Source organism: Cognatishimia maritima (assembly GCF_900129685.1).
GTDB lineage: Bacteria > Pseudomonadota > Alphaproteobacteria > Rhodobacterales > Rhodobacteraceae > Cognatishimia > Cognatishimia maritima.
In genome coordinates this window covers 7,501-33,754 of record NZ_FQWM01000005.1, presented here as the reverse complement: position 1 = coordinate 33,754, position 26,254 = coordinate 7,501, and the positions used below count along the sequence as shown (strand labels likewise).

21 protein-coding genes and 1 tRNA gene (1 of these 22 cut by a window edge) are annotated in these 26,254 nt (G+C 56.2%); 14 read left to right on the top strand and 8 right to left on the bottom strand.

Features of this window, described 5'->3' with window-relative positions; all coding sequences use genetic code 11:
• The first annotated feature begins 204 nt into the window (after positions 1–204).
• Positions 205–2,979: a formate dehydrogenase subunit alpha gene (fdhF, locus tag BUA39_RS11330; RefSeq protein ID WP_072793513.1), complete on the top strand. Its 2,775-nt coding sequence runs from the start codon at positions 205–207 to the stop codon at positions 2,977–2,979.
• Positions 2,980–3,223: 244 nt separating this feature from the next.
• Positions 3,224–4,096 (top strand): LysR family transcriptional regulator, encoded by an 873-nt coding sequence (locus BUA39_RS11325; protein ID WP_072793327.1) that lies wholly within the window; start codon positions 3,224–3,226, stop codon positions 4,094–4,096.
• Positions 4,097–4,307: 211 nt separating this feature from the next.
• Here the strand turns inward: BUA39_RS11325 and BUA39_RS11320 are convergent, their stop codons facing one another.
• Together BUA39_RS11320 and BUA39_RS11315 are read right to left on the bottom strand one after the other, a co-directional pair.
• Positions 4,308–5,012 (bottom strand): response regulator transcription factor, encoded by a 705-nt coding sequence (locus BUA39_RS11320; protein WP_072793326.1) that lies wholly within the window; start codon positions 5,010–5,012, stop codon positions 4,308–4,310.
• Entirely contained in the window at positions 5,009–6,928 is a 1,920-nt protein-coding gene (locus BUA39_RS11315) for a PAS-domain containing protein (RefSeq protein WP_072793325.1), read from the bottom strand. Before BUA39_RS11315 ends, BUA39_RS11320 begins: the two co-directional genes overlap by 4 nt.
• A gap of 195 nt (positions 6,929–7,123) precedes the next feature.
• Here BUA39_RS11315 and BUA39_RS11310 point away from each other — a divergent pair, with 195 nt between their 5' ends.
• The 8 genes from BUA39_RS11310 to BUA39_RS11275 all read left to right on the top strand — a co-directional run bounded on the left by BUA39_RS11310 (position 7,124) and on the right by BUA39_RS11275 (position 17,458).
• The gene (locus BUA39_RS11310; protein WP_072793324.1) at positions 7,124–9,097 is read left to right on the top strand and encodes an AMP-binding protein; all 1,974 of its coding nucleotides are present in this window, start codon (positions 7,124–7,126) and stop codon (positions 9,095–9,097) included.
• Between the two features lie 93 nt (positions 9,098–9,190).
• Positions 9,191–10,009, top strand: a complete 819-nt coding sequence (locus tag BUA39_RS11305) for an ABC transporter ATP-binding protein (protein WP_072793323.1) — start codon at positions 9,191–9,193, stop codon at positions 10,007–10,009.
• Between the two features lie 32 nt (positions 10,010–10,041).
• On the top strand, positions 10,042–11,028 hold the full coding sequence (locus BUA39_RS11300; RefSeq protein WP_072793322.1) for a branched-chain amino acid ABC transporter permease: 987 nt from the start codon (positions 10,042–10,044) through the stop codon (positions 11,026–11,028).
• Positions 11,029–11,074: 46 nt separating this feature from the next.
• Entirely contained in the window at positions 11,075–12,151 is a 1,077-nt protein-coding gene (locus BUA39_RS11295) for a branched-chain amino acid ABC transporter permease (RefSeq protein WP_072793321.1), read from the top strand.
• An 82-nt stretch (positions 12,152–12,233) separates the two neighbouring features.
• Positions 12,234–13,517: an ABC transporter substrate-binding protein gene (locus BUA39_RS11290; protein ID WP_072793320.1), complete on the top strand. Its 1,284-nt coding sequence runs from the start codon at positions 12,234–12,236 to the stop codon at positions 13,515–13,517.
• A 59-nt stretch (positions 13,518–13,576) separates the two neighbouring features.
• Positions 13,577–14,401: an ABC transporter ATP-binding protein gene (locus tag BUA39_RS11285; RefSeq protein ID WP_072793319.1), complete on the top strand. Its 825-nt coding sequence runs from the start codon at positions 13,577–13,579 to the stop codon at positions 14,399–14,401.
• A gap of 50 nt (positions 14,402–14,451) precedes the next feature.
• Positions 14,452–15,672, top strand: coding sequence for a phenylacetate--CoA ligase family protein (locus BUA39_RS11280; RefSeq protein WP_072793318.1), 1,221 nt, complete (start codon positions 14,452–14,454; stop codon positions 15,670–15,672).
• A 136-nt stretch (positions 15,673–15,808) separates the two neighbouring features.
• Complete coding sequence (locus BUA39_RS11275; RefSeq protein WP_072793317.1) at positions 15,809–17,458, top strand: peptidoglycan-binding domain-containing protein; 1,650 nt, start codon at positions 15,809–15,811, stop codon at positions 17,456–17,458.
• A gap of 75 nt (positions 17,459–17,533) precedes the next feature.
• On the opposite strand, the gene ykgO is transcribed toward BUA39_RS11275, so the two are convergent.
• Together ykgO and BUA39_RS11265 are read right to left on the bottom strand one after the other, a co-directional pair.
• Complete coding sequence (gene ykgO, locus BUA39_RS11270; RefSeq protein ID WP_012177066.1) at positions 17,534–17,659, bottom strand: type B 50S ribosomal protein L36; 126 nt, start codon at positions 17,657–17,659, stop codon at positions 17,534–17,536.
• 72 nt (positions 17,660–17,731) lie between these two features.
• Positions 17,732–17,806 (bottom strand) — tRNA-Val (locus BUA39_RS11265).
• A 150-nt stretch (positions 17,807–17,956) separates the two neighbouring features.
• Between BUA39_RS11265 and BUA39_RS11260 the strand changes: the two genes are divergently transcribed.
• The gene (locus BUA39_RS11260) at positions 17,957–18,817 is read left to right on the top strand and encodes an N-formylglutamate amidohydrolase (RefSeq protein ID WP_072793512.1); all 861 of its coding nucleotides are present in this window, start codon (positions 17,957–17,959) and stop codon (positions 18,815–18,817) included.
• Here the strand turns inward: BUA39_RS11260 and BUA39_RS11255 are convergent, their stop codons facing one another.
• On the bottom strand, positions 18,818–20,071 hold the full coding sequence (locus BUA39_RS11255; RefSeq protein ID WP_072793316.1) for a DNA polymerase IV: 1,254 nt from the start codon (positions 20,069–20,071) through the stop codon (positions 18,818–18,820). It abuts the gene before it with no gap.
• A gap of 14 nt (positions 20,072–20,085) precedes the next feature.
• Between BUA39_RS11255 and BUA39_RS11250 the strand changes: the two genes are divergently transcribed.
• A complete protein-coding gene (locus tag BUA39_RS11250; RefSeq protein ID WP_072793511.1) occupies positions 20,086–20,541 on the top strand; it encodes an NUDIX domain-containing protein in 456 nt (151 codons plus the stop codon).
• Between the two features lie 7 nt (positions 20,542–20,548).
• Here BUA39_RS11250 and pyrF read toward each other — a convergent pair whose 3' ends face one another.
• Positions 20,549–21,271, bottom strand: coding sequence for an orotidine-5'-phosphate decarboxylase (gene pyrF / locus BUA39_RS11245; RefSeq protein WP_072793315.1), 723 nt, complete (start codon positions 21,269–21,271; stop codon positions 20,549–20,551).
• Positions 21,272–21,347: 76 nt separating this feature from the next.
• Positions 21,348–21,644: a hypothetical protein gene (locus tag BUA39_RS11240; RefSeq protein ID WP_072793314.1), complete on the bottom strand. Its 297-nt coding sequence runs from the start codon at positions 21,642–21,644 to the stop codon at positions 21,348–21,350.
• A 203-nt stretch (positions 21,645–21,847) separates the two neighbouring features.
• On the opposite strand from BUA39_RS11240, the gene clpB reads away from it, so the two are divergent.
• A complete protein-coding gene (gene clpB, locus BUA39_RS11235; RefSeq protein ID WP_072793313.1) occupies positions 21,848–24,463 on the top strand; it encodes an ATP-dependent chaperone ClpB in 2,616 nt (871 codons plus the stop codon).
• Positions 24,464–24,568: 105 nt separating this feature from the next.
• Here clpB and BUA39_RS11230 read toward each other — a convergent pair whose 3' ends face one another.
• Positions 24,569–25,321 carry an NYN domain-containing protein gene (locus BUA39_RS11230; protein WP_072793312.1) on the bottom strand — a complete coding sequence of 251 codons (753 nt, stop codon included), beginning with the start codon at positions 25,319–25,321 and terminating at the stop codon, positions 24,569–24,571.
• A 295-nt stretch (positions 25,322–25,616) separates the two neighbouring features.
• Between BUA39_RS11230 and msrP the strand changes: the two genes are divergently transcribed.
• On the top strand, positions 25,617–26,254 hold the 5' portion of the coding sequence (gene msrP, locus BUA39_RS11225) for a protein-methionine-sulfoxide reductase catalytic subunit MsrP (RefSeq protein WP_072793311.1). Its footprint extends 265 nt past the window's final position; the window shows 638 of its 903 coding nt (coding positions 1–638); its start codon is at positions 25,617–25,619; its stop codon lies off the right edge, out of view.

Genomic DNA, 26,254 nt, shown 5'->3' with positions numbered 1-26,254 from the left:
GCGTCGCTTCCTTTTCCCCGTTCCCTAGTCCGGGTCGCCCCATAGGAAAAGGCAAAAATGGATGGCTTAGGTTTTTGTGATCAATAGGAAACGCCTGACGCAGCTTTGTGTTAAGTTGGCGCGAAACGTAGCTTTGGCGTCGGGAAGGGAACGTTTTCGAAGGCTGCGCTTGCGGTACATTGGGTCTGAAATATGGAGTCTGAAATGTCCGACCACGTCACATTCACCCTGGACGGCCAGCAGGTCACCGCCGCAAAAGGCGAAACGATTTGGGAAGTCGCCCATGGCCGCGGTCTGGTGATCCCGCATCTTTGCCACAAGCCCGCGCCCGGATATCGGCCTGATGGCAACTGCCGGGCCTGCATGGTGGAAATCGAAGGCGAGCGCACATTGGCGGCCTCCTGCATCCGCGAACCTGCCGAGGGCATGGTTGTGACGACCAATTCTGCCCGTGCCGAAACCGCGCGCAAAATGGTGGTCGAGATGCTGGTCACTGACCAGCCCGAGCGTGATCAGGCCCATGACAAATCCAGCCACCTCTGGGATATGGCGGATTTGAACGGCGTCTCGGAAAGCCGCTTTCCAAAGCTGGAAGAAGGCCGCATTCCGCTGCTGGACGACAGCCACGTCGCGATGAAGGTCAACTTGGATGCCTGCATCTCGTGCAGCCTTTGCGTTCAGGCCTGTCGCGAAGTGCAGGTGAACGACGTGATCGGGATGGCAGGTCGCGGTCACGAAGCCTATCCGACCTTTGATATCGCCGACCCGATGGGCGCATCGACCTGTGTAGCCTGCGGCGAGTGTGTTCAAGCTTGCCCCACCGGGGCGCTGATGCCCGCGACCGTGATGGACGAGAACCAAGTCGGCGACAGTGCAGATTTTGACAGCGAAACCGAAAGCGTCTGCCCGTTCTGCGGCGTCGGCTGTAAGGTCAGCCTGAAAGTCAAAGACGGCAAAGTGAAATACGTTGAAGGTATCAATGGCCCGGCCAACGAAGGTCGCCTTTGTGTCAAAGGCCGCTTTGGTTTTGACTATATCCACCACCCCCATCGCCTGACCAAACCTCTGATCCGGCGCGAGGATGCCCCTGCCAAGGGGCTGAACGTCGATCCTGGTGATCTGTCGACCCACTTCCGGGAAGCCACCTGGGAAGAGGCGCTGGACCTCGCGGGCAAAGGTCTGGTTGCCCTGCGCGATCAGGACCCGAAATCCGTGGCGGGCTTTGGCTCTGCGAAATGCACCAACGAAGAGGCCTACCTCTTCCAAAAGTTCATCCGTCAGGGCTTTAAACACAACAACGTCGACCACTGTACGCGGCTCTGTCACGCGTCTTCCGTGTCTGCGCTGATTGAAAACGTCGGTTCCGGTGCTGTGACCGCGACCTTTAACGAGATCGAAAATGCTGATGTGGCGATCATCATCGGCGCAAACCCGATTGAAAACCACCCGGTGGCGGCGACCTATTTCAAACAGTTCACCAAACGCGGCGGCAAGCTGATCGTGATGGACCCACGCGGCGTCGGCATGCGCCGTTTCGCGACAGAGATGTTGCAATTCCGTCCGGGGGCGGATGTCTCGCTCTTGAACGCGATCATGCATGTGATCGTAGAAGAAGAGCTTTACGACAGCCAGTATATTCACCGCTGGACGGAAAACTGGGAGGCCGAGAAAGAGCATCTGAAGGGCTTCAGCCCCGAAAAGATGACCGATATCTGTGGCATCGCGCCAGAGCAAATTCGCCGCGTCGCACGGTTGTTTGCCAATGCCAATGCAGGCCTGATTTTCTGGGGCATGGGTGTCAGCCAACACATCCACGGCACGGATAACTCACGTTGCCTGATTTCTTTGGCTCTGATGACTGGCAACGTGGGCAAACCGGGCGCGGGCTTGCACCCGCTGCGGGGGCAGAACAACGTACAAGGTGCCTCTGATGCGGGCCTGATCCCGATGTTCCTGCCGGACTATCAGACCGTCACCAGCGATGATGTACGCAAAAGCTTCACCGATGTTTGGGGCGGGGGCGACTTTTCAGATGAAAAGGGCCTGACTGTGACCGAGATCGTGGACCAAGCTTACGCGGGCAATATCAAGGGCATGTATATTCAGGGTGAAAACCCTGCCATGTCGGACCCGGATGTCGACCACGCGCGTGACGCCTTTGCCAAGCTGGACCTTCTGATCGTTCAAGACATCTTCCTGACAGAGACCGCAAACTATGCCGACATCATCCTGCCGGCCTCTGCGCTCTATGAAAAGAACGGTACGGTGTCCAATACCAACCGTCAGGTGCAACGCGTGCGCCCAGCGGTCACCCCTCCGGGTGAGGCACGTGAGGATTGGTCGATCACTGTTGATCTCGCGAAACGCATTGGCCTGCCTTGGGACTACACCGATGTGTCGCAAGTCTTTGCCGAGATGAAGCTTAATATGAAGAGCCTCGACAATATCACATGGGAGCGTCTGGAAACCGAAACGGTCACCTATCCATCGCTTAGCCCGGAAGACCCCGGTCAGGCGATTGTGTTTGGCGATGGCTTCCCTCGTCCGGATGGTCGTGCACGTTTTGCACCGGCCTCGGTGATCCCGCCGGATGAAGCGCCAGATGCGGAATATCCGATGGTGATGACCACGGGCCGCCAGCTGGAGCATTGGCACACCGGGTCGATGACACGCCGGTCCATGGTTCTGGATGCGGTTGAGCCTGAAGCGAACTGTTCGCTTAACCCTCGGACGTTGAAGCTGATGGGGATTGCACCGGGTGAGATGATCCGCCTGACAACCCGTCGCGGCTCAATCGAAATCATGGCGCGCGCTGACCGTGCGATTGCCGAAGACATGGTTTTTGTACCCTTCGCCTATGTTGAGGCGGCGGCAAACGTGCTGACCAACCCGGCGATTGACCCATACGGCAAAATCCCTGAGTTCAAGTTCTCTGCTGTGCGGGTCGAGAAGATCGAAAATCAGGTGGCGGCGGAGTAAAGCGACCTGAGATCTGAAATTTGAGCGTCCGTCTGACACGTAGCAGTGTCAGGCGGGCGTTCGTCATTCTGAGGCACGCAATTGATGCGGGACAGCTCCGTGTCGCTCTTGTCGGTAAGTGGCAGCAGCGGGCAAGATGGTGTCGAAAGCGTCTCCGAAAACTTGATCTGAGGTTCGTCGTGCCTAAGTAGAGGCAAATTTGCAGACCGCAACGAGGGTCTGCTCCTCTAGGCGGAAATACAAAATGTCAGCACATAGGGACGACCTGAAAACAGTCATGCACCTTGTCCGAGGAGGGTCACTTTCCAGTGCCGCCGCTGCCTTAGATGTTTCCTACACAACAGTGGCGCGTCGCGTGAAGCGCGCCGAAGACGATTTGGGCGTGCAGCTTTTTGATCGCCTTGTGGATGGCTATCAAGCCACCGAAGCGGGCGAGGCGGTTGCGCGCAAAGCGGCAGCTATGGAAACCGAGGAAATGGATCTGCTGCGCAATCTGGCCGGCGCAGAGCAAGTTGTGTCTGGTCATCTGACCATCACCGCACCACAGCTATTGTGCTCCACGCACCTCATTCCTGTCTTTAAGACGTTTGCAGAGCGCTACCCGGATGTAGAGTTGCATGTCCGCTCGGACAACTCGTTGCTCGACCTCAATCGGCGCGAGGCGGATTTGGCTATACGGGTGAGCGACGCACCTGGCGACAGCCTGACTGGGCGTATTCTGACGCGACAAGAGAGCCTGACCTTTGCATCAAAAGAGTGGCTTGAGAAGCTAGCTCACGATCCGAACCACCCAGTGTCTTGGATCATTCCAGAGCGTTTGCCATCCTCTTTCAAGAAATACGTGCCCGAACTTCCGTCTGAGAACGTCGTGATGCGCTCTGACGATATGTTGACCATGATCGAAGCGGCGCGAGCTGGCATTGGCGTGGTCGTATTGCCAGCATTTTTGGGGCGAAATGCCTCTGACCTGTATGAATTACCGATCAATGATCCTATGCCATTTCCAGAAATCTGGGCGGTGGCGCATCGCGATGTTTGGCGTTCAGCGCGCGTGGCCGCATTCCGAGAGGTCCTCTTGCCCCATTTCAAGGCGCATTCGCATTTGTTCGTGGCCTAAAGAAAGCCCCCGCCGGAGTGTATCACAGCGGGGGAGTGGGAGTGACTTTCCCCGGATCGTTACTGAGGCAGACGTCCCGAGATTTCCGGTCTTGGAAGAGGAAATGAGTCAGAGATCTCCGATAAATTTACATTACACAGATTTGGTGAAGAATTCCATATATAGTGTGCGATCTGGGGTGTATCGCCTTATATAGAGCGGAATTTCGCCGTTAATGCCATTCCACATCGCCGAGAAAGATATAGCCCGCCCCATAGATCGTTTTGATCAACCGCGGGTTTTTTGGGTCTTCGCGCAATTTCGTGCGCAGTCGAGAAATGCGCACGTCCATCGCCCGATCAAAGCTTTCCCCTGCGGCACCCCCCAAGGTTTCTTGCATTTGCGTCCGACTGATTAGGCGTTTTGGGCTTTCAAGGAAAAGGCGCAGGACCTCGCCTTCGGCGTGGCTAAACGGCGTGCTGCTGCCTGTGTCATCCAAAAGCAAATAGCTGTCAAAATTCGCGGTCCAGCCGTTGAAACTGGCCGTGTTTGACTGGCTCTGCCGCGTCACTCGTTCTTTGCGCAATTGGGCGCGGATGCGGGCGACGACCTCTGCAGGATCAAAGGGTTTGATGATGTAATCATCGGCACCCAATTCCAAACCTGTCACACGGTCTTGAACTTGGGCCCGACCGGAAATGATGATCACCACGGCCCCTTGCTCCAAGGCCAGCCGGTGCACCAGTGTCAGCCCGTCTTTGTCAGGCAGGCTGAGATCCACAAGGCAGACATCCGGCACGGTCTTCCTGAGGCTTGCCTCAAATTCAGTCGCACGCGCGAAGGTCATGGTCCGAAACCCGGCTTCGGTCAGGGCCTCGGACAGGATCAACCGAATTTCCGGTTCATCGTCCAGAATGGAAACAAGCGGTTGATTCACTGGGGGTCCTTTAGCGTCAGTAGTGGCACGAGGTCAGATGCCGCGAACGGCTTGCGAATGATGGGCGCGCGCGCAGCGCCATCCTGGTAGAGAGAGTGCGTTGTGGGGAGACTGGTCATCAAGATGACCGGGATGTCTGTCTTTCCAAGTTTTCCGGCAAGGTCAACACCGGTTGCGTTGCCCTCGAGGTTGATATCACTCAGCACGGCGCTAATGCCCGGCACATGTTCCACCAGCAATAGAGCCTCATCCACACTGCTTGCTTCAATCACCATGTGGTTCTGATCAATCAGCATCTCTCTGATTTGATCGCGCAAATCTGGGTCATCTTCGACCAATAGCACCAGCGAGGTACTTTGATCGGCACGCAATCGGCGCAATGGAAGGCGCAATCTGACAATCGCGCCGCCGCCCTCGGCGTTCGCGATGCGAACCTCACCCCCGACAAGTTTTGTCACGTCATAGACCATGGGTAGCCCTAGCCCCGTTCCTGCCGCACCCTTGGTCGTGAAAAACGGATCAAACGCATGCGTCAAGGCCTCGTCCGAGAACCCTTTCCCTGTATCCTGCACCGATATTTGCAGCCAAGTGTCCTGCACAGTTTCGCAACATATGGTGATACGCCCCGCGCCGTCACAGCCATCGCGGGCGTTCAGGATTAGGTTAAACAGGCTGTCTTGTAACATACCGGGGTCCAGAATCAGCGGCTCATTTGGCGTCCGATCCTGGAGTTGTAGATCGATGGATTTGTTCAGGATCGGGCGCGCCAATGTCATGCTATCGCGCAACAACGCGCCAACGTCGGTTGGCTGTAATTGCGGAGCACGCTGGCTTGTCACATCGGCCAAACTGTTCAGGAGCTTGCCGCCCCGCCGCGCCGTCGCGAGGGTGCCGTCAATCAACTCATGCGCCTCGGCCGGCAAGTCCATTTTTTCCAGCTTGCCCTGCATGCCCAAAATGATGGTCAGAAGGTTCGAGAAATCATGCGCCAGACCGCTGGTCATTTGCGCTGCGATTTCGCGCCGCTTGGTTTGCTGCAAAGCGGCGCGCGCTTGCGCTTCTTCAGTAACATCCATCGACAGGATATAGACCCCTTGGGCGTCACCGTCTTCACTATCCGGCGTCAATGCCAACCGAATACGACGCGTGCTCTTGGGATCGTTGAATTCAAACACCGTAGAGTCACCGGATAATGCCACTTGGAGTTTCGGCGCGATGATCTGATAGGTCTCGGCACCGAGTGTATCCTTGATATGCGCCCCAACGATATTGCTGGGGCGTCCGGGCATCACAGCCGACAGACGGCGGTTTGAGTAGGTGTAGCAGCGATCAGGGCCGACATGGGCAATATGCGCAGGCATCATCTCGGCGGTCAGCCGCATGCGGGCTTCGCTTTCCATGATCTGCCGTTTGGCTTCTTCCAAAGCGATCACGGTGCTTTCCAACTCGCGGTTGGCACTAGAAAGGTCTTCGGCATAGCGGATCAACTGGTCCGAAAGCACTTCGGAACGTGACCTCAAAAGTTCTTCTTGCCGTCTGACTTGCGTGATGTCTGTGTAGACCGTGATCCAGCCGCCATCGGGCAAGGGGCTGCCTTCGACACTGATCCACCGCCCATTTGAGCGTTGCCGCTCAATGTAATGTGGTTCAAAGGCCTTGGCGAGTTCCACGCGCTCGCGCACCATCTCTTCGGCCGATTGGTCTGTCCCATACTCGCCGCGCGCCACCATATGACGGATGAGGTCCTGAAAGCTCGTGCCCGGTCGGGCAAGGCTATCGGGCACCTCAAACATTTCGCGGAACCGGGCGTTGGCGACAACAAGCTTAAGGTCACTGTCAAAGATCGACAGCCCTTGTTTGATCAGGTTCAGACCCGCCATTGTCATGGCGGCCTTCGTGTCATCACGCACCGGCATATCGTCCTCCCACCCTATGGCTAGCACCGGAACACGGCGCAGGAAAAGAGGCATTCCGGCACTGTTACAATTCGTAAGGTTTGAGAAATGATCAGGAAAAAGTTGACCCGCTATTGTGAGGGCAAGCCTAATGGAGAGGGGAGAATCGCCCTGTGCGGTTCAGCTCACGATTGTGAGTCTTGAGGAGGAAAGATCTTGAACAAGTCGTCACCGGCGACCGATGGACTTGTGTCCATCCCGGCGCTTTTAAAGCGAAACGTCAAGACATTTGGCGCGAAAACAGCCTATCGGGAAAAAGAGTTCGGCATTTGGCAGACATGGACGTGGGCCGAAGCCGCACAAGAGATAGAGGAGTTGGCGTTGGGGTTGTTGAACCTTGGCGTGGCCGAGGGCGATTTTGTCGCCATCATTGGCCGCAACCGCCCGTATTTCTATTGGGCGATGGTTTCTATTCAATCTGTCGGGGCCATTCCTGTGCCGATGTATCAGGACAGCGCAGCCGAGGAATTGGCGCATGTGCTGTCCAATTGCGGCGCAAAATACGCGATCGTTGATGACCAGGAACAGGTCGACAAAGTGATCGAAGTTCGCGACCAGTTGAATGATTTCGAGCATATGATCTACGTCGACCCGCGCGGTCTGCGGAAATACGATCACAGCAAGTTGCATGAATACAGTCATGTCCAAGCACAGGGCCGCGCGGCGCAAGAGGAATTCCTGCCAGAGTTGGAACGGCGTCAAGCGAAACTGGATTTCGATAGCACATGCGTGATGCTTTATACTTCTGGGACAACGGGCAAGCCGAAGGGCGTTGTTCTGTCCAATCGCAACATCATCAAAAGCGCGCAGAATACCAGTGAGTTTGATGGGCTGCGCAAGGACGATGAGGTCTTTGCCTATCTGCCCATGGCTTGGGTCGGCGACTTTATCTTTTCCATTGGGCAAGCCTATTGGACTGGGTTAACGGTCAACTGTCCTGAATCCGCCGCCACAGTCAGTTCTGATCTACGAGAGATCGGACCGACTTATTTCTTTGCCCCGCCAGCGGTTTTTGAGAAGCATCTGACAGAGGTGATGATCCGCATGGAAGATGCTGGTGCGTTCAAACGCTGGCTCTTCCGTCGCTACATGGATCATGCCAAAAAGGTCGGTCCTGCGATCCTGGATGGCAAACCTGTCAACGCCATGGACAAGCTTAAGTACAAGCTGGGTGAGCTGTTTATCTATGGTCCGCTCAAGAACACTTTGGGTCTTTCACGTATACGGGTTGGCTACACGGCAGGCGAAGCCATAGGGCCAGAACTTTTTGATTTCTACCGGTCACTTGGGATCAACCTGAAACAGCTTTACGGGCAAACCGAGGCCTCGGTGTTCATCACCCTTCAGCCTGACGGCGAGGTTCGTGCGGATACCGTCGGTGTCCCTGCGCCAGAAGTCGAACTGCGCATCGATGACAGCGGAGAGATTTTCTATCGTTCGCCTGGCGTTTTTGTTGAGTATTTCAATAACCCCGACAGCACCGCCTCAACCAAGGATGCCGAAGGTTGGGTGGCGACAGGGGATGCTGGCTTCATCGACGAAGCCTCGGGCCACTTGCGGATCATCGACCGGGTCAAGGACGTGGGCAAACTGGCAGATGGGTCCATGTTCGCGCCGAAATATGTCGAGAACAAGCTCAAGTTCTACCCAGATATCTTGGAGGCCGTTCTGTTTGGAAATGGCATGGATCGCTGTGTTGCCTTCATCAACATCGATCTGACAGCTGTCGGAAACTGGGCAGAGCGTAACAATATCGCCTACGCCTCATATCAGGAACTCGCCGGGCATCCCAGGGTCCTCGACACAATCCAATCCCATGTGGAGGCCGTGAACCGGTCTGTGGCCGAGGACCCTATGCTCTCTGGGTGCCAAATCCATCGCTTCCTCGTGTTGCACAAGGAATTGGATGCGGACGATGGGGAGATGACCCGGACCCGCAAAGTTCGCCGCAAGATCGTTGAAGAGAAATTCTCTGACCTTGTGACCGCCCTTTATGACGGTTCTGACGAGATCACCACTGAGACCGAAGTCACCTATGAAGACGGTCGCAAAGGCAGCATTCGCGCAACGCTTGATCTACGCGACGCCGAGGTTGTTCCGACATTTCAACACAAGGTGGCTGCAGAATGATTGCGCGCGTTGAATCCCGACAAATCACAGCCCTTGGTGCGAAAAGAATGCCGCGCCTAGGCCAACAGAAAATTCAAACTCTGGAGGTGCGCCATGCTTGATGCCTCTGACAGCTACGTCACAGAAGACGGTCGCACCATTGGCGGTGTGGTGATGGAGATGAAAAACATCACTCTGCGGTTTGGCGGTGTGGTTGCCATCAAGGATATCAGTTTTGACATCCGCCAAGGCGAAATCCGCGCGATCATCGGACCTAATGGTGCTGGCAAGTCATCTATGTTGAATGTCATTTCCGGCTTTTACAATCCGCAGGAAGGGCAGGTTTTCTATAAAGGCAAGCTGCGCCCCTCAATGCGCCCCTATCAGGTGGCACGCCAGGGTATCGCGCGTACCTTCCAGAACATTGCCTTGTTCGAAGGCATGACTGTGCTGGACAACATCATGACGGGGCGGTTGCACCACTCCAAAGCGAACCTGTTTGAGCAGGCGTTCTGGAAAGGTCGTGCTGAGCGCGAGGAAGTTGCGAACCGTGAAGTGGTCGAAAAGATCATCGACTTCCTTGAAATCCAGACGATCCGAAAAACGCCGGTGGGCCGTCTGCCCTATGGCCTAAAGAAACGTGTCGAACTGGCGCGTGCCCTAGCGGCGGAACCTTCCATCCTTTTGCTGGATGAGCCTATGGCTGGCATGAACGTCGAAGAGAAAGAGGACATGAGCCGCTTCATTCTCGACGTGAATGACGAGTTCGGCACGACGATTGCACTGATTGAACACGACATGGGTGTGGTCATGGACCTGTCCGACCGCGTGGTCGTGATGGATTACGGCAAAAAGATCGGCGACGGCACCCCGGACGAAGTCCGCAACAATCAAGACGTCATCGACGCCTATTTGGGGGTCGCACATGACTAATCAAATTCACATGAAATTCGGAGGCCATCACGATGCCTGATCAACTGATATTCGGCATGGAGGTATTCCTCAACGGATTGATGGCCGGAGTGCTATACGCGCTGGTCGCCTTGGGGTTCGTCCTGATCTACAAAGCCTCTGGCATCTTTAATTACGCCCAAGGTGTGATGGCGCTCTTTTCTGCGCTGACCTTGGTGGGGATCATGGAAGGGCAGGTACCCTTTGGCCATCTTATCAATGCGATCTTTGGTACAGAAATCCATCACTTCGGATGGCACGTGCCCGCTGTTCTCGCGATCCTATTGACCATGGGTGTCATGGTTCTGCTGGCAGTTTGCGTGCAGAAATTTGTGTTCCGCCATCTGGTGGGGCAGGAGCCGATCATCCTCTTTATGGCCACGATTGGCCTGGCGTATTTCCTCGAAGGTGTCGGGGACATCATGTGGGGCTCTGAAATCAAGAAGCTGGAAGTTGGCCTGCCGCAAGGGATCAACACCCTGATCGATGAGACCACCTACGGTTGGTTTGGCTATGGCTTTTTTATCGACAATCTTGATCTGGTTGCGACCGCGATTGCGATCCTATTGGTCAGCGCGCTGGTGATCTTTGCTCAATACACCAAGCAGGGCCGCGCCATGCGTGCGGTTGCGGATGACCACCAGGCGGCTTTGTCGGTTGGCGTGTCGCTGAACTTCATCTGGATCATGGTCTGGTCTGTCGCAGGCTTTGTCGCTCTGGTGGCAGGCATCATGTGGGGCGCGAAGTCGGGCGTGCAGTTTTCACTGTCTCTGATCGCACTCAAGGCGCTGCCCGTGCTGATGCTCGGAGGTTTTACATCTATCCCCGGCGCGATCATTGGCGGTTTGATCATCGGCGTTGGCGAGAAAATGTTTGAGTTCGCAGTGGGCCCGCTGGTGGGCGGCGCGACTGAAAACTGGTTCGCTTATGTTCTGGCGCTGATCTTTCTGGTGTTCCGGCCGCAGGGCCTCTTTGGGGAGAAGATCATTGAACGCGTCTAACCCCCAACTCGCAATTCAAACCAATTCCCGAACGGAGGCCTAAGAGATGTTCTATCGTGAAGCAGGCGATTTCAAAACGTCTTACGCCGAAGACAACCAGACCTTTCCGGTCAAATTCGACCGGTATCGGTACTATGCGGTCCTGTTTATGGGCTTCGCCATCATACCCTTCCTGATCAATGACTATTGGGTCAATGCGATCTTCCTGCCGTTCCTGATCTACTCGATTGCGGCCATCGGGCTAAACATCCTAACCGGTTACTGCGGTCAGGTCAGCCTTGGGACCGGCGGGTTCATGGCGGTAGGGGCCTATGGCTGTTACAAGCTGATGACTGCCTTTCCTGACGTCAGCATCTTGATCCACGTCCTTTTGGCGGGCGGGATCACAGGGATCGTCTGTGTGGTTTTCGGCCTGCCGTCGCTGCGGATCAAAGGGTTCTATCTGGCTGTTGCTACCTTGGCTGCGCAGTTCTTTCTGGTCTGGCTCTTCAACCGGGTGCCGTGGTTCTACAACTACTCGGCGTCTGGGCAAATCAACGCACCGGAACGCACAATTTTCGGGATCGAGGTGACAGGCCCAAACACCGAAGCCTGGGCGACCTATCTGTTCTGTCTGGTTATCCTGACCGTCTGTGCTCTGATTGCGCGCAACCTCACCCGTGGTATGCAAGGACGGCAATGGATGGCGATCCGCGACATGGATATTGCGGCTGAAATCATTGGGGTGAACCCATTGAAAGCCAAGATTTCAGCCTTCGCGGTGTCAGGTTTCTTTGTTGGAATTGCGGGCGCACTGTTCTTTGCTGTTTACCTTGGAGCCGCTGAGGCCGGAGACAGCTTTGGCATCACCAAAAGTTTCCTTGTTCTTTTCATGATCATCATTGGTGGCTTGGGATCGATCTTTGGCAGCTTTGCAGGTGCCGCGTTCCTCGTGCTGCTACCGGTGTTCCTGAAGAACGTGCTCGTGGGCACGTTGGGTTGGCCGACTGATTTGGCGGCACACCTAGAGTTCATCATCGTTGGTGGGCTGATCATCATGTTCCTGATCCTTGAACCACACGGCCTCGCGCAGCTTTGGCGCGTGGCTAAGGAAAAACTGCGGCTGTGGCCCTTCCCGCACTAGGCCGGGCCACCGTCAAACCATCATGCAATCCAAGGGCCGCCCAAGTGCCCGAGATTGTTTAATCAGTAGGGAGGAGAAACCTATGAAACTGAAACTTGCAAGCTTGGCATTGGGGATGACCGTCGCGGCAGCCCCGGCGATGGCAGACCTCGTGTTCCCATCGCTCAGCTACCGGACCGGCCCATTTGCGGCAGGCGGGATTCCCTTTGCGGATGGCTACGCCGACTACTTTACGCTGTTGAATGAGCGTGACGGCGGCATCGGCGGCGAACTGGCGCGGGTCCCAGAATGTGAGACAGCCTATAACACCGAAAAAGGTGTCGAGTGTTATGAGGCCACGAAGGACGATGGCGCATTGATTTATCAACCGCTGTCCACAGGTATCACCTATCAGCTGATCCCCAAGGTGACGGCGGACAACATCCCGATGCACACCATGGGCTATGGCCGGACCTCAGCCAAGAACGGCAAAGTGTTTAGCCACGTCTTTAACTATCCCGCCAACTACTGGGATGGGGCCTCTGCTGGTGTGAACCACTTCCTAGAACAGTCTGGTGGTTCGCTGGAAGGTAAGAAAATCACGCTCCTGCACTTCAATGGTGCCTATGGTCGTGAACCGATTCCAACGCTGGAAGCGCTGGCAGAGAAGCACGGCTTTGACTTCAACGCGATCCCGATTGATTACCCAGGTCAAGAGCAAAAGTCGCAGTGGCTGCAAATTCGCCGCGAACGCCCAGATTTCATCCTCTTCTGGGGTTGGGGTGTAATGAACCAAGTGGCAATCCAAGAAGCCGCGAACATCCGGTTCAACATGGAAAACTTCATGGGCATCTGGTGGTCTGGCTCTGAGAACGACGTGAAGCCAGCGGGCATGGGGGCAGATGGTTACAAGTCTGTTCAGTTCCACAATGTTGGCTCCGATTTCCCGGTGTTTGACGATATCCGCAAGTATGTTGTCGATGCGGGCAAAGCCGCCGGCGCGGGCGATCAGGTCGGTACGGTTCTCTATAACCGTGGCGTCTATGCGGCCTTCCTTGCGGCCGAAGCTGCGAAACAAGCGCAGGCTGCGAATGGCGTCTCCGAGATCGACTCGGGCATGATGCGCGATGCGATGGAGAGCCTGTCGATCACGGCTGAAACCATGGAGGCTGCAGGCCTTCCGAACTTCGGGCCGGAATTCACTATCTCCTGCGAGAACCATGGCGGTGAAGGCATGGCGGCCATTGCTCAGTGGAATGCATCAACCGAAGAGTGGAGCCTGATTTCAGAGTTCGCTCCTGCTGATGCCTCTGTCGTTGGGCCGCTGATTGAAGCGGACTCTGCTGCCTATGCAGCGGAAAGCAATATCACCCCAGGGTGCAGCTAAGTGCAATGGCCCGGCCGGATTGTCGGCCGGGCCGCTATTGATGATAAGGATACCGGTCCATGCTGGATGCAGCTTCACCACAAGACAACCTGCTTGAGGTCAACAATATCGAGGTGATCTACAACCATGTGATCCTCGTGCTGAAAGGCGTGAGCCTCAGCGTACCAAAGGGCGGGATCACCGCATTGCTCGGCGGCAACGGGGCAGGGAAGACAACGACGCTCAAGGCCGTGTCAAACCTGCTGCATTCCGAACGGGGCGAGGTCACCAAAGGGTCTGTGATCTATCGCGGCCAGCGTGTGCAGGACCTTGATCCGGCAGCCTTGGTGAAACGCGGAGTGATCCAAGTGATGGAAGGCCGTCACTGCTTTGAACACCTGACTGTCGAAGAAAACTTGCTGACAGGAGCCTATACCCGGAGCGATGGGAAAGCAGCGGTGCAGCGAGATCTGGAAATGGTCTATCAATATTTTCCGCGCCTGAAAGAACGGCGCAAATCGCAAGCGGGCTACACATCTGGTGGCGAACAGCAGATGGTTGCCATGGGCCGCGCCTTGATGAGCCGCCCGGAAACCATCTTGCTTGATGAACCGTCGATGGGTCTGGCTCCGCAGCTGGTCGAACAGATTTTTGAGATCGTGAAATCGGTGAATGAAAATGAAGGCGTGACCTTCCTGCTCGCAGAGCAGAACACCAATGTCGCCCTGCGCTATGCCCACTACGGCTATATTTTGGAATCTGGGCGCATTGTGATGGATGGCCCTGCCGCCGAATTGCGAGAGAACCCGGACGTAAAAGAATTCTACCTCGGTATGTCAGATGATGGGCGCAAGTCCTTCCGGGATGTGCGGTCTTATCGCCGCCGCAAGCGTTGGCTGAGCTGACGCTTGTTCCTTCCCGACACTCGCCCTGATCAAAGCAAAGAAGAGACCTCATGAGCCGCTATTACGACCATTTGGAAACGCGCTCGGACGATGAACGCGCAAAGGACATCGCCGAGAGGCTTCCGCAGCAGATCGCGCGTGCAAAGGCTTTGGCCGGGAACGCCGAATGTTATCGTGAAGTAGATGCATCTGAGGTCACTTCTGTCGCTGATCTTGCAGAATTGCCGGTGCTTCGGAAATCCGATCTTGTGGCTGCACAGAGAAAGCACCCGCCATTTGGCGGCTTTGCCGCCGCAACCACAGGGCAATTCGAGCATCTGTTTCAATCCCCGGGTCCCATCTATGAGCCCGGTCGCACGAGTGACGACTGGTGGCGAATGGGGCGGTTTTTGCACGCCTGCGGCATCGGTCGGGGTGACGTCGTTCAGAACTGTTTTGGCTACCACCTCACACCAGCTGGCATGATCTTTGAAAATGGCGCGCGCGCGGTTGGGGCGTCGGTTATTCCGGCTGGAACAGGTCAAACCGACCTGCAGGTTGAGGCCGCCGAGGCGCTGGGCGCGACAGCCTATGCGGGCACGCCAGATTACTTGAAGATCATTCTGGATCGAGCAGACGCACTGGGCAAGAACCTCAGCTTTGCCAAAGCAGCAGTGGGCGGCGGCGCGCTTTTTCCGTCGTTGCGCGCCTATTACGAAGACCGTGGGATCACCTGCTTGCAAAGCTACGCGACAGCGGATCTTGGCAACATTGCCTATGAGACAGAGGCCAAAGAGGGCCTGATATTGGACGAGCATGTTATCGTCGAAATCGTCACGCCGGGCACGGGCAACCCTGTTCCCGAGGGTGAGGTTGGCGAAGTTGTGGTGACCACGTTGAACCCCGACTACCCCCTCATTCGGTTTGCCACCGGGGACTTGTCTGCTGTTTTGACTGGCACCAGCCCATGTGGCCGGACCAATATGCGTATCCGTGGTTGGATGGGACGGGCGGATCAGACCGCTAAGATCAAAGGCATGTTTGTACGTCCTGAACAGGTCGCCGCGCTGGTCGCGCGTCACAGCGAAGTGTCCAAGGCGCGGATTGTGGCAAGTCGCAAAGGTGAGACCGATGTGATGACGGTTCAACTAGAGACAATTGCCGACAATGCAGACCATTATCTGGACAGCGTCGTCAGCGTATTGAAGCTGAAAGGGCAGATCGAAATTGTTCCGCCTGGCTCGCTGCCAAACGATGGCATCGTGATCGAGGATCAGCGCAAATACGACTAGGCTTTGACTGTTCGACAAACCCTCGCATCGGCCTCATTTCGCCGGTGCAACCATTGATTTAGGAACGAAATTTTGTAGTCGGGCGTTTCTGCTCCAGAATGGGACCCAGTGTCCCGGATGATCTGGAGAAGTAAATATGCATATTTTGAAAGCCGCCGTGGCGACCTTGGTGTTGCTTGCGCCCCAAACGCTTGCGGCCAGAGATGTCGCCGTTGTTATTGACCAGCAGGATTACCGATCACTGGAGGACTTGCCACGGGATGCGCGTATATCTTCGATGGCAAACGCCCTGCGAAAGTCTGAATTTGAAGTGATCGAGGTCAAGAACGCGACCCTTAGTGAGTTGCGCGCGGCCCTGTTTACACTTAATTCCACCACGGACAATGGCGCTGATCGCGTGGTAATCGTGGTGCGCGGGCATTTGCTGTCTGATCCACGCCAGACGTGGCTGTTGTCGCAAGAAGCGCGCGCACCGGATCGATTTGATATTGGGGCGAAGGCGCTTCCAATACCGCTGTTTGATGAAGCGCTTGATGCCGCTGCCGGGCGCGCGGTTTTGGCCTTGATCCAAGACCCTCGTCCCATCGAGGATGTGGACGGTCTTGATTTCGAAACGCTGACCTATACCCCATTGCAGGGAACCACCGTTCTGAAGGGGAGCAGCCGGGATGTGCAGGCTGCGCTGAACAACTTGCTGGCTGAGGGCGGCACGACGCGTCAAATCGAGCGCGGCATTGACGATCTTGAGGTCACAGGGTTTGTCTCAGGCAGCGTTGCGTTCACGCCGCGCGAACCCACAGAGGCACGCTCTGATAATCGCGATATATCCCGCGACAGTGGCGAGGTTGCGTTCTGGAACGCGGTGCGTGAAATCGGATCAGACGCGGCTTTGCGATCTTATCTGGAGCGTTACCCAAACGGGCAGTTTGCGGCGAATGCCAAGGGCTTGCTCTCTCAGCGTGAGAATGACCGTGAGGCGCGCCTGAAAGAGCGTGAAGAGGCGCTAAATCTCTCGCGCGAGCAACGCCGCGATGTACAGCGCGATCTGTCCCTATTGGGGTTTGATCCGCGTGGCATTGATGGCGTCTTTGGCCCAGCCACCCGCAGCGCAATCAGCGCATGGCAAGACACGCAGGGGCGCGAAGCGCATGGATACCTTGATCGTGATCAGTTGCAGGTGATGCAAGAATTCGCGTTGCGCCGTGCAGCCGAACTGGAAGAAGAAGCGCGCCGCCGTCGCGAGATTGAAGACGCAAGGGACCGCGCCTTTTGGCAGGATACCGGGGCTCGCAATACAGAAGCGGGATATCGCAGCTATTTGAAAGAATTCCCCGATGGGTTGTTTGCAGACATCGCACGCGAAGAATTGGACACGATCGAAGCAGAACGCCGCGCTGAAATGGATGCACGTGAACGTGCAGCATGGGACGAAGCGCGGGAGAAAAACACCGTTCAAAGCTATCGTGCCTTCCTCAACGCACATCCTGACGGCGTGTTCGCTGATGCTGCGAAGACGCGGATCGATCAATTGACCAACGAGTCTGACAACAACGAGGAAACTCGTAAACGTCTACAAGCCGCAGAGAATGCTGTGGCAGGGAATTCGGCCGTGAGGCTGTTGGTTGAGAACCGTCTGCGCAGTCTTGGTTTTGACACCGGCAAAGTTGACGGTGCCTTTGACCGCGATGCACGACGTGCGATCCGGCGTTTCCAAAAATCGCGCGATCTTAGCGTGACAGGGTTTGTGGATCAGCAAACCATGGTGCAACTGCTGCTTGGTCGATAAGCGGAGTAGAGGATGCCGAAAAGAAAAGGCCGCTCGTTTCCGAGCGGCCTTAGAATTTCGCGGTATAAGTCGGGCTTAGCCCTGACGTGCTTTGAACCGGCGTTGCGTTTTGTTGATCACATAAACGCGGCCCTTACGGCGCACAACACGGCAGTCGCGGTGACGCTGCTTGAGCGAGCGGAGCGAGTTCTTTACCTTCATGGCAATCTCCTCATTTCGCGGCGCGACGTGCGCCTGGTTAATCGGGCACCCCAGAATGGGGCAATGAATTCATGGTGGGCGATACAAGGATCGAACTTGTGACCCCTTCGATGTCAACGAAGTGCTCTACCGCTGAGCTAATCGCCCATGAAACCTTTGCGAGCCTAGCCCTTCAAGAAAAAAGGGCGCGGAAGTCCGCGCTGGTGGAGGCGTCTATAAAAGGAGTCGTAGGGGTGATCAAGAGCTTTCGTCAAATATCTTTTTTGCGCTATGCTTTATTTTGAACAAGGAGAGCAGATGCCCGCACAAGCCTATATATTGGATCGACCACGCGAGCTAAACTCAGCGGTTGTCTTTGCATCTCCCCATAGCGGAAATGACTATCCTGATTGGTTTTTGCAGCGTTCGATTTTAAACGCGCGCAGCATTCGCAGCAGCGAAGACGCCTTTGTTGACAGGCTTTTTGATGCCGCTCCCTCCTTTGGCGCGCCCTTTTTGAAGGCAGGCGCGCCACGCGCTTTCATTGACTACAACCGCAGCGCGGATGAACTAGACCCTGCCCTGATCGCCGGTATCAGATGGTCGGGGAATAACCCGCGCGTTGCGTCCGGGCTTGGTGTGATTCCCCGCGTGGTGTCCAACGCGCGGCCTATTTATCGCGGAAAGCTTTCGGTCGCTGAGGCAGAAAGTCGGCTGCACGCCTATTGGCATCCCTATCACAACGCTTTGCAGGCCTTGCTAGATGACTCGCGCCGCCTCTTTGGCCGCGCAATCCTGGTTGATTGCCATTCGATGCCGCATGAGGCGCTGGAACATGTCCGAACCAAATCCGGCAAACGTCCTGAAATTGTTCTGGGTGACCGGTTTGGGGCCTCTGCGGATGGTGACATTGTCGATATGATCGAAGCGGCGTTTGAGTCGGCGGGGTTCGTCGTGTCACGCAATGCGCCCTTTGCCGGGGCCTTTGTGACGCAACATTACGGGCGTCCGTCCCGCCGCCAACACGCTATCCAAGTTGAGATCGACCGTGCGCTCTATATGGATGAACGACGCATCGCGCCGAATGCACAGTTCGATACGTTCAGGGATGTGTTGAATGGTGTGATCTCGCAGATCGTCGAGGTCGGTCGTCCAACCCAGAGGTTGGCCGCCGAATAGTCACCGCATCGCGCGTCCCTTTAGAATCGCGTCAGACCCAAAGCGTTCGCGGATTTTGTCCGTTGCACGTTCCGCTTTGCGTCGCTGAGCGGCTTTTGGGTCCAGCAGGTCGCCGCTTAGGTCTGCGGCGCTTTCCTCCACGATGTCTGAGATGCCCACGCCGATCAGCCGGTAGGGGCCTTGGTTGCCAACTTGGTCAAACAATCCGCGTGCGGTGTGATAAATTGTGTCCGCCATCTGCGTGGCGTCGCGCAGGCTGATCCGGCGCGAAATCAGGGAAAAATTCGCGCGCTTCAGCTTCAGCGTCACAACGCGGCCCGCCTTGCCCTTGGCTTTCGCCCGATCAGCGACCTGTTCACTCAGCCGCCAGATATGCCCATCAAGCAAATCGATGCTGCTTGTATCCTCAAAAAACGTGGTTTCTTTACTGATGCTTTTGACCGGTTGGCGGGCGGAAATCTTACGGCGATCCTGCCCGCGCGCCAGATGCCAAAGCCGATAGCCCATAGAGCCAAAGCGATCCGTCAGGTCGCGCTGATCCCAGCGCAGCAGGTCAGCGAAGGTATGGATGCCCGCGCGTTCCAGCCCGTCTTGGGCAGCCGGGCCGACGCCCCAGATCAGGCGCACGGGTTTGTCCCTCAGAAAACCGTCGGTTTCGGCCTTGCCAATGACGGCAAATCCCTGCGGCTTGTCGAGGTCGGAGGCGACCTTGGCGAGGAATTTGTTGTGGCTTAACCCGATGGAGCCGGTCACGCCAACTTCGTCTTTCATGCGTTTGACCAATCGTGCCAGCATCACGGCGGGCGGCGCGCCGTGTAGCTTTGCGGTGCCGGTCAGGTCCATGAAGGCTTCGTCCAGCGACAAGGGCTCAACGGCTGGTGTGAGTTCATCCATCAAAGTCCGGATTTGGCGGCTTGCTTCGGCATAGACCTTCATGCGCGGTTTGACGACGACGGCGTCGGGACAGAGCTTCATCGCTTGAAACATTGGCATCGCAGAGCGCACGCCGCGGATGCGGGCGACATAACAAGCCGTCGACACAACACCGCGTTTGCCGCCGCCAATAATCACCGGTTTGTCCGCCAGTTCCGGATTGTCGCGCTTTTCGACGCTGGCGTAGAATGCATCACAATCCATGTGGGCAATCGACAGATCAAAAAGTTCGTCATGCCGCACGATCCGCATGCTACCACATGACGGGCAACGCCGCGCCTCGGTGGCTTCAGATAGGCAATGACGACATAGGGCAGGCATCGATGACTCCGGCAATGGCAGAGACCCCAAACTTAGCATTTGTGAGCGACACGCGCAGCCGGTTTTACGGGGCCAAGGTGACGGTCTTTGTCGGGAGCCGCATCGTCACAATTTTGCGCGACAACAAGGCGGTGATCCCATTCCCCGGTCATTGGGATTTGCCGGGCGGCGGGCGAGAAGGGAAAGAAAGCGCTTGGGACTGCGCAGCGCGCGAATGCCAAGAGGAAACCGCGCTCGTGCTTGACCGAGCTGACCTTCTGTGGGGGCGTCCCTATCAAACAGGCATCCACACCAATTGGTTCTTTGTCGCATGCATTTCGGAAGATCGTGCTGCTGGGATGACACTTGGCGACGAAGGGCAGGCCCTCAAACTGATGACCGCAGACGAGTACCTTTGTCATCCCAAAGCCATTCCGCATTTTCAGAAACGACTGGCCGATTGGATCGCGGGGTGTGCTGGGGCGCTTTAGCCTCGCCCTAGTGATTGGGACGTAGGGCTTGCACAGAACTAAGCTCCTGCACAATTGCCTCGGCCGCTGCGCGCGGGTTGGTGGCGCGCCAGATGGGGCGGCCGACGACGATGTGGTCGGCACCATCGGCAACGGCGTTGGCTGGGGTTGCGACACGTTTTTGGTCGCCAAGGTCGGCCCCTGTCGGGCGCACACCGGGGGTGACGATCAATTTGCCTTCAGCTTCGGGCAGGGCACGGATCAGCGCCGCCTCTTGCGGGCTGGCAATCACACCATCTGCGCCTGCAGCAAAGGCGTTGCCTGCACGTTCTTGCACCAGATCGCGGATGTCACCGGCTTTGATCAAAGCGCCGTCAAGGTCCGCGCGATCCAGAGAGGTCAGGATGGTGACCGCTAGAATCTTCATATCTTTGCCCGCCGCCCCTTCTTTGGCGGCTTTCACAACGTAGGGGTCGCCGTGCACGGTCAGGAAATCGAGGTTGAATTGCGCCAGTCCGCGCACTGCGTTTTCAACCGTCGCACCGATGTCGAACAGTTTCATATCAAGGAAGATTTTCTTGCCGTGCTCGTCTTTGAGCTCGTTCGCCAGCGCGAGACCGCCCCCCGTCAGCATACCAAGACCAATCTTATAGAAAGAAACAGCATCGCCGATCTGTTCTGCCAGTTTCAGACCCTCAAGGGCGTTGGGCACGTCTAGGGCTACGATCAGGCGGTCGTCGGCTTTGGTCATCGGGATGCTCCGGTCAGGCTGTGGCAATGAAATTGAGCCTGTCTAGGCAGGCTTATCCGGCTTGGCAACCCGCATTTCAGGTGACGTTTGCCAGGAGCGTGATCACCCGCTGCTTTGTTGGTTTCGGTTTTGGGAACTGCGAGACGCACACTGGCGCACGGCTTTGTCGATACTCCGGCATGCGCCGAAGTTGCCGACGTGCGTCTTGTAGAAAGGACGCGGCCCAATTGGACTTGGGGCCAAGCTGCCGCTTTGGAATTGCACAGGTCAAATGAACACGCTGACCCATCGGTCCATTCAGGCAGACAGTGCCGCGCACCATCCCATCGCGCCCAACCTGCTGTTTCATCCCTTCAACATAGAAAACATCCATCTGATCGACCTCCGCAGTCAGCCTGCGCAACAAGACTTAAGACAGGGTCTACAAAGGGGTTTTCGTGAAAATTTGATGGATTTTCAGGTCGCAATCTTGAAGCAAGCCCCGGACTTGCCCAGATAGATGCTGAGGCCCACAATGGGGCGTGCCGCAAAGCGGGCGCCAATTCTAAAACGGGCGCTTATAGAAGGAGAGCAACCATGGACTTCAATAAGTTCACGGAACGGTCGCGTGGCTTCGTGCAAGCGGCGCAAACGATCGCGATGCGGGAAAATCACCAGCGGGTGATGCCCGAACACATATTGAAAGCATTGATGGATGATGATCAGGGGCTGGCGTCCGATCTGATCAAACGTGCCGGCGGCGCGCCAAACCGTGTGGTTGAGGCGCTGGATGCAGCCATGTCCAAAATTCCGCAGGTGTCAGGCGACGCGGGGCAGGTCTATATGGACAATGCCACTGCTAAGGTCCTGACTGAGGCAGAGAAAGTCGCCAAGAAAGCGGGCGACAGCTTTGTGCCTGTCGAGCGCATCTTAATGGCGCTGGCATTGGTCAAATCCAAAGCCGGAGAGGCTTTGGAAGCAGGGGCTGTGAATGCTCAGGCGCTGAACTCGGCGATCAATGACATTCGCAAAGGCCGTACGGCTGATTCAGCCTCTGCCGAGGAAGGCTATGACGCGCTGAAAAAATACGCGCAGGACCTGACGGAGCGTGCCCGAGAAGGCAAGATCGACCCGATTATTGGCCGGGACGATGAAATTCGCCGTGCGATGCAGGTGTTGTCACGCCGGACCAAGAACAACCCGGTACTGATCGGTGAACCCGGTGTTGGTAAAACGGCGATTGCCGAAGGTCTGGCTCTGCGGATCGTGAATGGCGACGTGCCAGAATCCTTGCGCAACAAGCAATTGCTTGCGCTTGATATGGGTGCTCTGATTGCGGGCGCGAAATACCGCGGTGAATTCGAAGAACGCCTGAAAGCCGTCCTGACCGAAGTGACTGAGGCAGCGGGCGACATCATTCTCTTTATTGATGAGATGCACACGCTGGTCGGCGCGGGCAAGACAGACGGCGCAATGGATGCGGCAAACCTAATCAAGCCTGCTTTGGCCCGTGGCGAGTTGCACTGCGTTGGCGCGACCACCTTAGATGAGTACCGCAAACACGTCGAAAAAGACGCGGCCTTGGCACGTCGGTTTCAGCCTTTGCTGGTCGAAGAACCAACTGTCGAAGACACGATCTCGATCCTGCGGGGCATTAAGGAGAAATACGAACTGCACCACGGGGTGCGGATTTCGGATTCGGCGCTGGTGTCTGCCGCAACGCTGAGCCACCGTTATATCACGGATCGGTTCCTGCCGGACAAAGCCATCGACTTGATGGATGAAGCCGCTAGCCGTCTGCGCATGGAGGTTGACTCTAAACCAGAGGAACTCGACGCATTGGATCGCCAGATCCTGCAGTTGCAGATCGAGGCTGAAGCGCTGCGTCTGGAAGATGATGCGGCGTCCAAAGATCGCCTTGAGAAGCTCGAGAAAGACCTTGCTGACCTGCAGGACAAGTCGTCTGAGATGACAGCGCAGTGGCAGGCTGGGCGCGATAAGTTGGCATCGGCACGTGATCTGAAAGAGCGGCTGGATCATGCCCGTGCAGAACTCGACATCGCGAAACGCGAAGGCAACCTCGCAAAAGCAGGGGAGCTGAGCTACGGCGTCATTCCGGGTTTGGAAAAGCAACTGGCCGCAGCCGAAGATACCGAAGGCGACATGACCGTTGAGGAAGCAGTGCGCCCAGAGCAGATCGCGCAAGTGGTCGAACGCTGGACCGGTATCCCGACGTCCAAGATGCTGGAAGGCGAGCGCGAAAAGCTGCTGCGCATGGAAGACCAACTGCACAAGCGGGTCATCGGTCAGGCGCAGGCGGTCAACGCCGTTTCCAATGCTGTGCGGCGCGCACGCGCCGGGCTGAACGACGAAAACCGCCCGCTTGGATCGTTCCTGTTCCTTGGCCCAACCGGTGTGGGTAAAACCGAACTGACCAAGGCCGTCGCGGATTTCCTCTTTGATGACGACAGCGCCATGGTGCGCATTGATATGTCGGAGTTCATGGAGAAACACGCGGTCGCCCGTCTGATAGGCGCGCCTCCGGGCTATGTTGGCTATGACGAAGGTGGCGTTCTGACCGAAGCCGTGCGGCGTCGGCCCTACCAGGTCGTGCTGTTTGATGAGGTCGAAAAGGCCCACCCAGATGTCTTTAACGTTCTGTTGCAGGTTCTCGACGATGGGGTTTTGACGGACGGCCAAGGTCGCACGGTTGATTTCAAGCAGACGCTGATCGTGCTGACGTCAAACCTCGGTGCGCAGGCGCTTAGCCAGTTGCCAGATGGGGCGGATGCCGCGCAGGCAAAACGCGATGTGATGGACGCGGTCCGGGCGCATTTCCGCCCAGAGTTTCTGAACCGTCTGGATGAGACCATCATCTTTGACCGGCTGGCCCGCGCAGACATGGACGGGATCGTCGATATCCAACTGGCGCGGCTGCGCAAACGGCTTGCGGCGCGCAAGATCGAGATCACTCTGGATGACGCGGCCCGCACATGGCTGGCGGACGAAGGTTACGACCCGGTCTTTGGTGCGCGTCCCCTGAAACGCGTGATCCAACGGGCGCTGCAAAACCCGCTCGCGGAAATGCTGCTGGCAGGCGATATCGTCGACGGGTCGGTCATTCCGGTCAGCGCCAATGAAAGTGGCCTGATGATCGGCGACCGATTGGGCACCTCTGGCGCGCCACGTCCTGATGATGCGGTGGTGCATTGATCGATTGAGAGCATCTGCCAGCAAATCCAAAAACAGAAATGGCCGGGCTTGCACCCGGCCATTTCTATTTAAGCTGCGAGTATCTTATCTGGCTGCAACAACGTTCTATTTGAGGCTGACGATAATATGCGTGGGATTGTTACCCACACGTTTGACGTTCGCAATTCCTGATGCCTCGACAAGCGCCGAAAGCTGTTTGTAGCCATAGTTTCGGGAATCGAAGTCAGGCGATTGTTTTGCAAGATGCGAACCAATTCTTGATAGCTGCGAAGTGCCGTCGTCTTCCGATGTTGCTTCAATTGCGTTCTTCAGCATTTTGCGCAGACGTCCATCAATGGGTGGCGCACTTTTTGCCGAGTTTTCCGAGATATCTTTGGCTTCAGTAGGCAAGCTATCTTCGCTACCGTCTGCAACTCTCTGGCCATTGAGAATGTCAAAGTAAACGAACCTGTCGCAGGCTGCTATGAATGGGCGAGGTGTTTTTCGTTCCCCAAATCCAAAGACCGTTAATCCTTGCTCTCGAATGCGCGTTGCTAGCCTAACAAAATCACTATCGCTGGAGACGATGCAAAACCCTGAGAATCTAGCTGAATAGAGTAGGTCCATCGCATCAATAATCAATGCGCTGTCGGTGCTGTTTTTGCCAACAGTGTACGCGAATTGTTGAATCGGCTGAATTGAGTGCTCAAGCAGGCAATCTTTCCAGCCCTTAAGCGCTGGCTTGGTCCAGTCACCATAGATCCGCTTCACACTGGCTGTGCCGTATTTTGCAATTTCTGCAAATAAGCCATCGGCAACTTTGGGAGTCACATTGTCTGCGTCGATGAGAATGGCGAGATTGTTATTTTCGTGTTTCAAATGAGGCCTCGGTATTGGTTCAAAATAATTGGGCTAACAACTTCATGGCTATCGTCGGTCAAAGAAAAGCGAAAGCGCTCAGTTGTCCAGATTGAGAGAATTGCAATTTATCCAAGCTTAGGAAGTGAAGCGTGCCTGTCTTTAGGAAAATCTGGGGCGACGTAGCCTAATTAGTGCCTCGGCTTGGGATGCCAGCTCCAAATTGTTTCAACCTACCCACCAGATCGTTATGCGATGTGGTTTGGCATCTTGTTGAGCTGGCTCTACATCTTTCACAAGGACACAGGAGTGAGTGATGGCCCACCGTTGGAAAAACAACCTGACGCGCAGTGATGTGACACCGCATGATATCTACCTTAACCGGCGTCAACTGCTTGGCGGTGCCGCGGGGCTTGGTTTGGCGACATTGGCCGGTGGCAAAGCGCAGGCGTCTGAGCTTGAGCCCAACAGTTGGGAAGAAATCATCAGCTACAACAACTTCTATGAATTTGGCACCGGCAAGGGCGATCCGGCGCAGCACGCGCACCGTCTGACGACCTCTCCATGGACTGTGACCATCGACGGTATGGTGGACCGGCCAGGTGATTATAAGTTTGATGAGATCATGGCCGCCATGACAATCGAAGAACGCATCTACCGTTTCCGCTGTGTCGAGGCTTGGTCGATGGTCATCCCCTGGAACGGATTTGAGCTGAAAGACCTGCTTGATCTAGCGGGTGTTCAGGAGAGTGCAAAGTACGTGGCCTTTGAAACGCTCTATCGACCTGAGGAAATGGTCGGTCAGAGATTTGGCACGCTGGATTGGCCCTATGTCGAGGGTTTGCGCCTCGATGAGGCGATGCACCCGCTGACCCTCATGGCGACCGGGATATATGGCAAGACGATTCCAAATCAGAACGGCGCGCCGCTGCGTTTGGTCGTGCCATGGAAGTA

What these genes read in the sequence shown, in the direction of transcription:
- fdhF (WP_072793513.1), top strand. Translation starts at nt 205, where the DNA reads ATGTCCGACCACGTCACATTCACCCTGGACGGCCAGCAGGTCACCGCC.
- BUA39_RS11325 (WP_072793327.1), top strand. Translation starts at nt 3,224, where the DNA reads ATGTCAGCACATAGGGACGACCTGAAAACAGTCATGCACCTTGTCCGA.
- BUA39_RS11315 (WP_072793325.1), bottom strand. Translation starts at nt 6,928, where the DNA reads ATGCCGGTGCGTGATGACACGAAGGCCGCCATGACAATGGCGGGTCTG.
- BUA39_RS11305 (WP_072793323.1), top strand. Translation starts at nt 9,191, where the DNA reads ATGCTTGATGCCTCTGACAGCTACGTCACAGAAGACGGTCGCACCATT.
- BUA39_RS11300 (WP_072793322.1), top strand. Translation starts at nt 10,042, where the DNA reads ATGCCTGATCAACTGATATTCGGCATGGAGGTATTCCTCAACGGATTG.
- BUA39_RS11295 (WP_072793321.1), top strand. Translation starts at nt 11,075, where the DNA reads ATGTTCTATCGTGAAGCAGGCGATTTCAAAACGTCTTACGCCGAAGAC.
- BUA39_RS11290 (WP_072793320.1), top strand. Translation starts at nt 12,234, where the DNA reads ATGAAACTGAAACTTGCAAGCTTGGCATTGGGGATGACCGTCGCGGCA.
- BUA39_RS11285 (WP_072793319.1), top strand. Translation starts at nt 13,577, where the DNA reads ATGCTGGATGCAGCTTCACCACAAGACAACCTGCTTGAGGTCAACAAT.
- BUA39_RS11280 (WP_072793318.1), top strand. Translation starts at nt 14,452, where the DNA reads ATGAGCCGCTATTACGACCATTTGGAAACGCGCTCGGACGATGAACGC.
- BUA39_RS11275 (WP_072793317.1), top strand. Translation starts at nt 15,809, where the DNA reads ATGCATATTTTGAAAGCCGCCGTGGCGACCTTGGTGTTGCTTGCGCCC.
- ykgO (WP_012177066.1), bottom strand. Translation starts at nt 17,659, where the DNA reads ATGAAGGTAAAGAACTCGCTCCGCTCGCTCAAGCAGCGTCACCGCGAC.
- BUA39_RS11260 (WP_072793512.1), top strand. Translation starts at nt 17,957, where the DNA reads ATGCCCGCACAAGCCTATATATTGGATCGACCACGCGAGCTAAACTCA.
- BUA39_RS11255 (WP_072793316.1), bottom strand. Translation starts at nt 20,071, where the DNA reads ATGCCTGCCCTATGTCGTCATTGCCTATCTGAAGCCACCGAGGCGCGG.
- BUA39_RS11250 (WP_072793511.1), top strand. Translation starts at nt 20,086, where the DNA reads ATGGCAGAGACCCCAAACTTAGCATTTGTGAGCGACACGCGCAGCCGG.
- pyrF (WP_072793315.1), bottom strand. Translation starts at nt 21,271, where the DNA reads ATGACCAAAGCCGACGACCGCCTGATCGTAGCCCTAGACGTGCCCAAC.
- BUA39_RS11240 (WP_072793314.1), bottom strand. Translation starts at nt 21,644, where the DNA reads ATGGATGTTTTCTATGTTGAAGGGATGAAACAGCAGGTTGGGCGCGAT.
- clpB (WP_072793313.1), top strand. Translation starts at nt 21,848, where the DNA reads ATGGACTTCAATAAGTTCACGGAACGGTCGCGTGGCTTCGTGCAAGCG.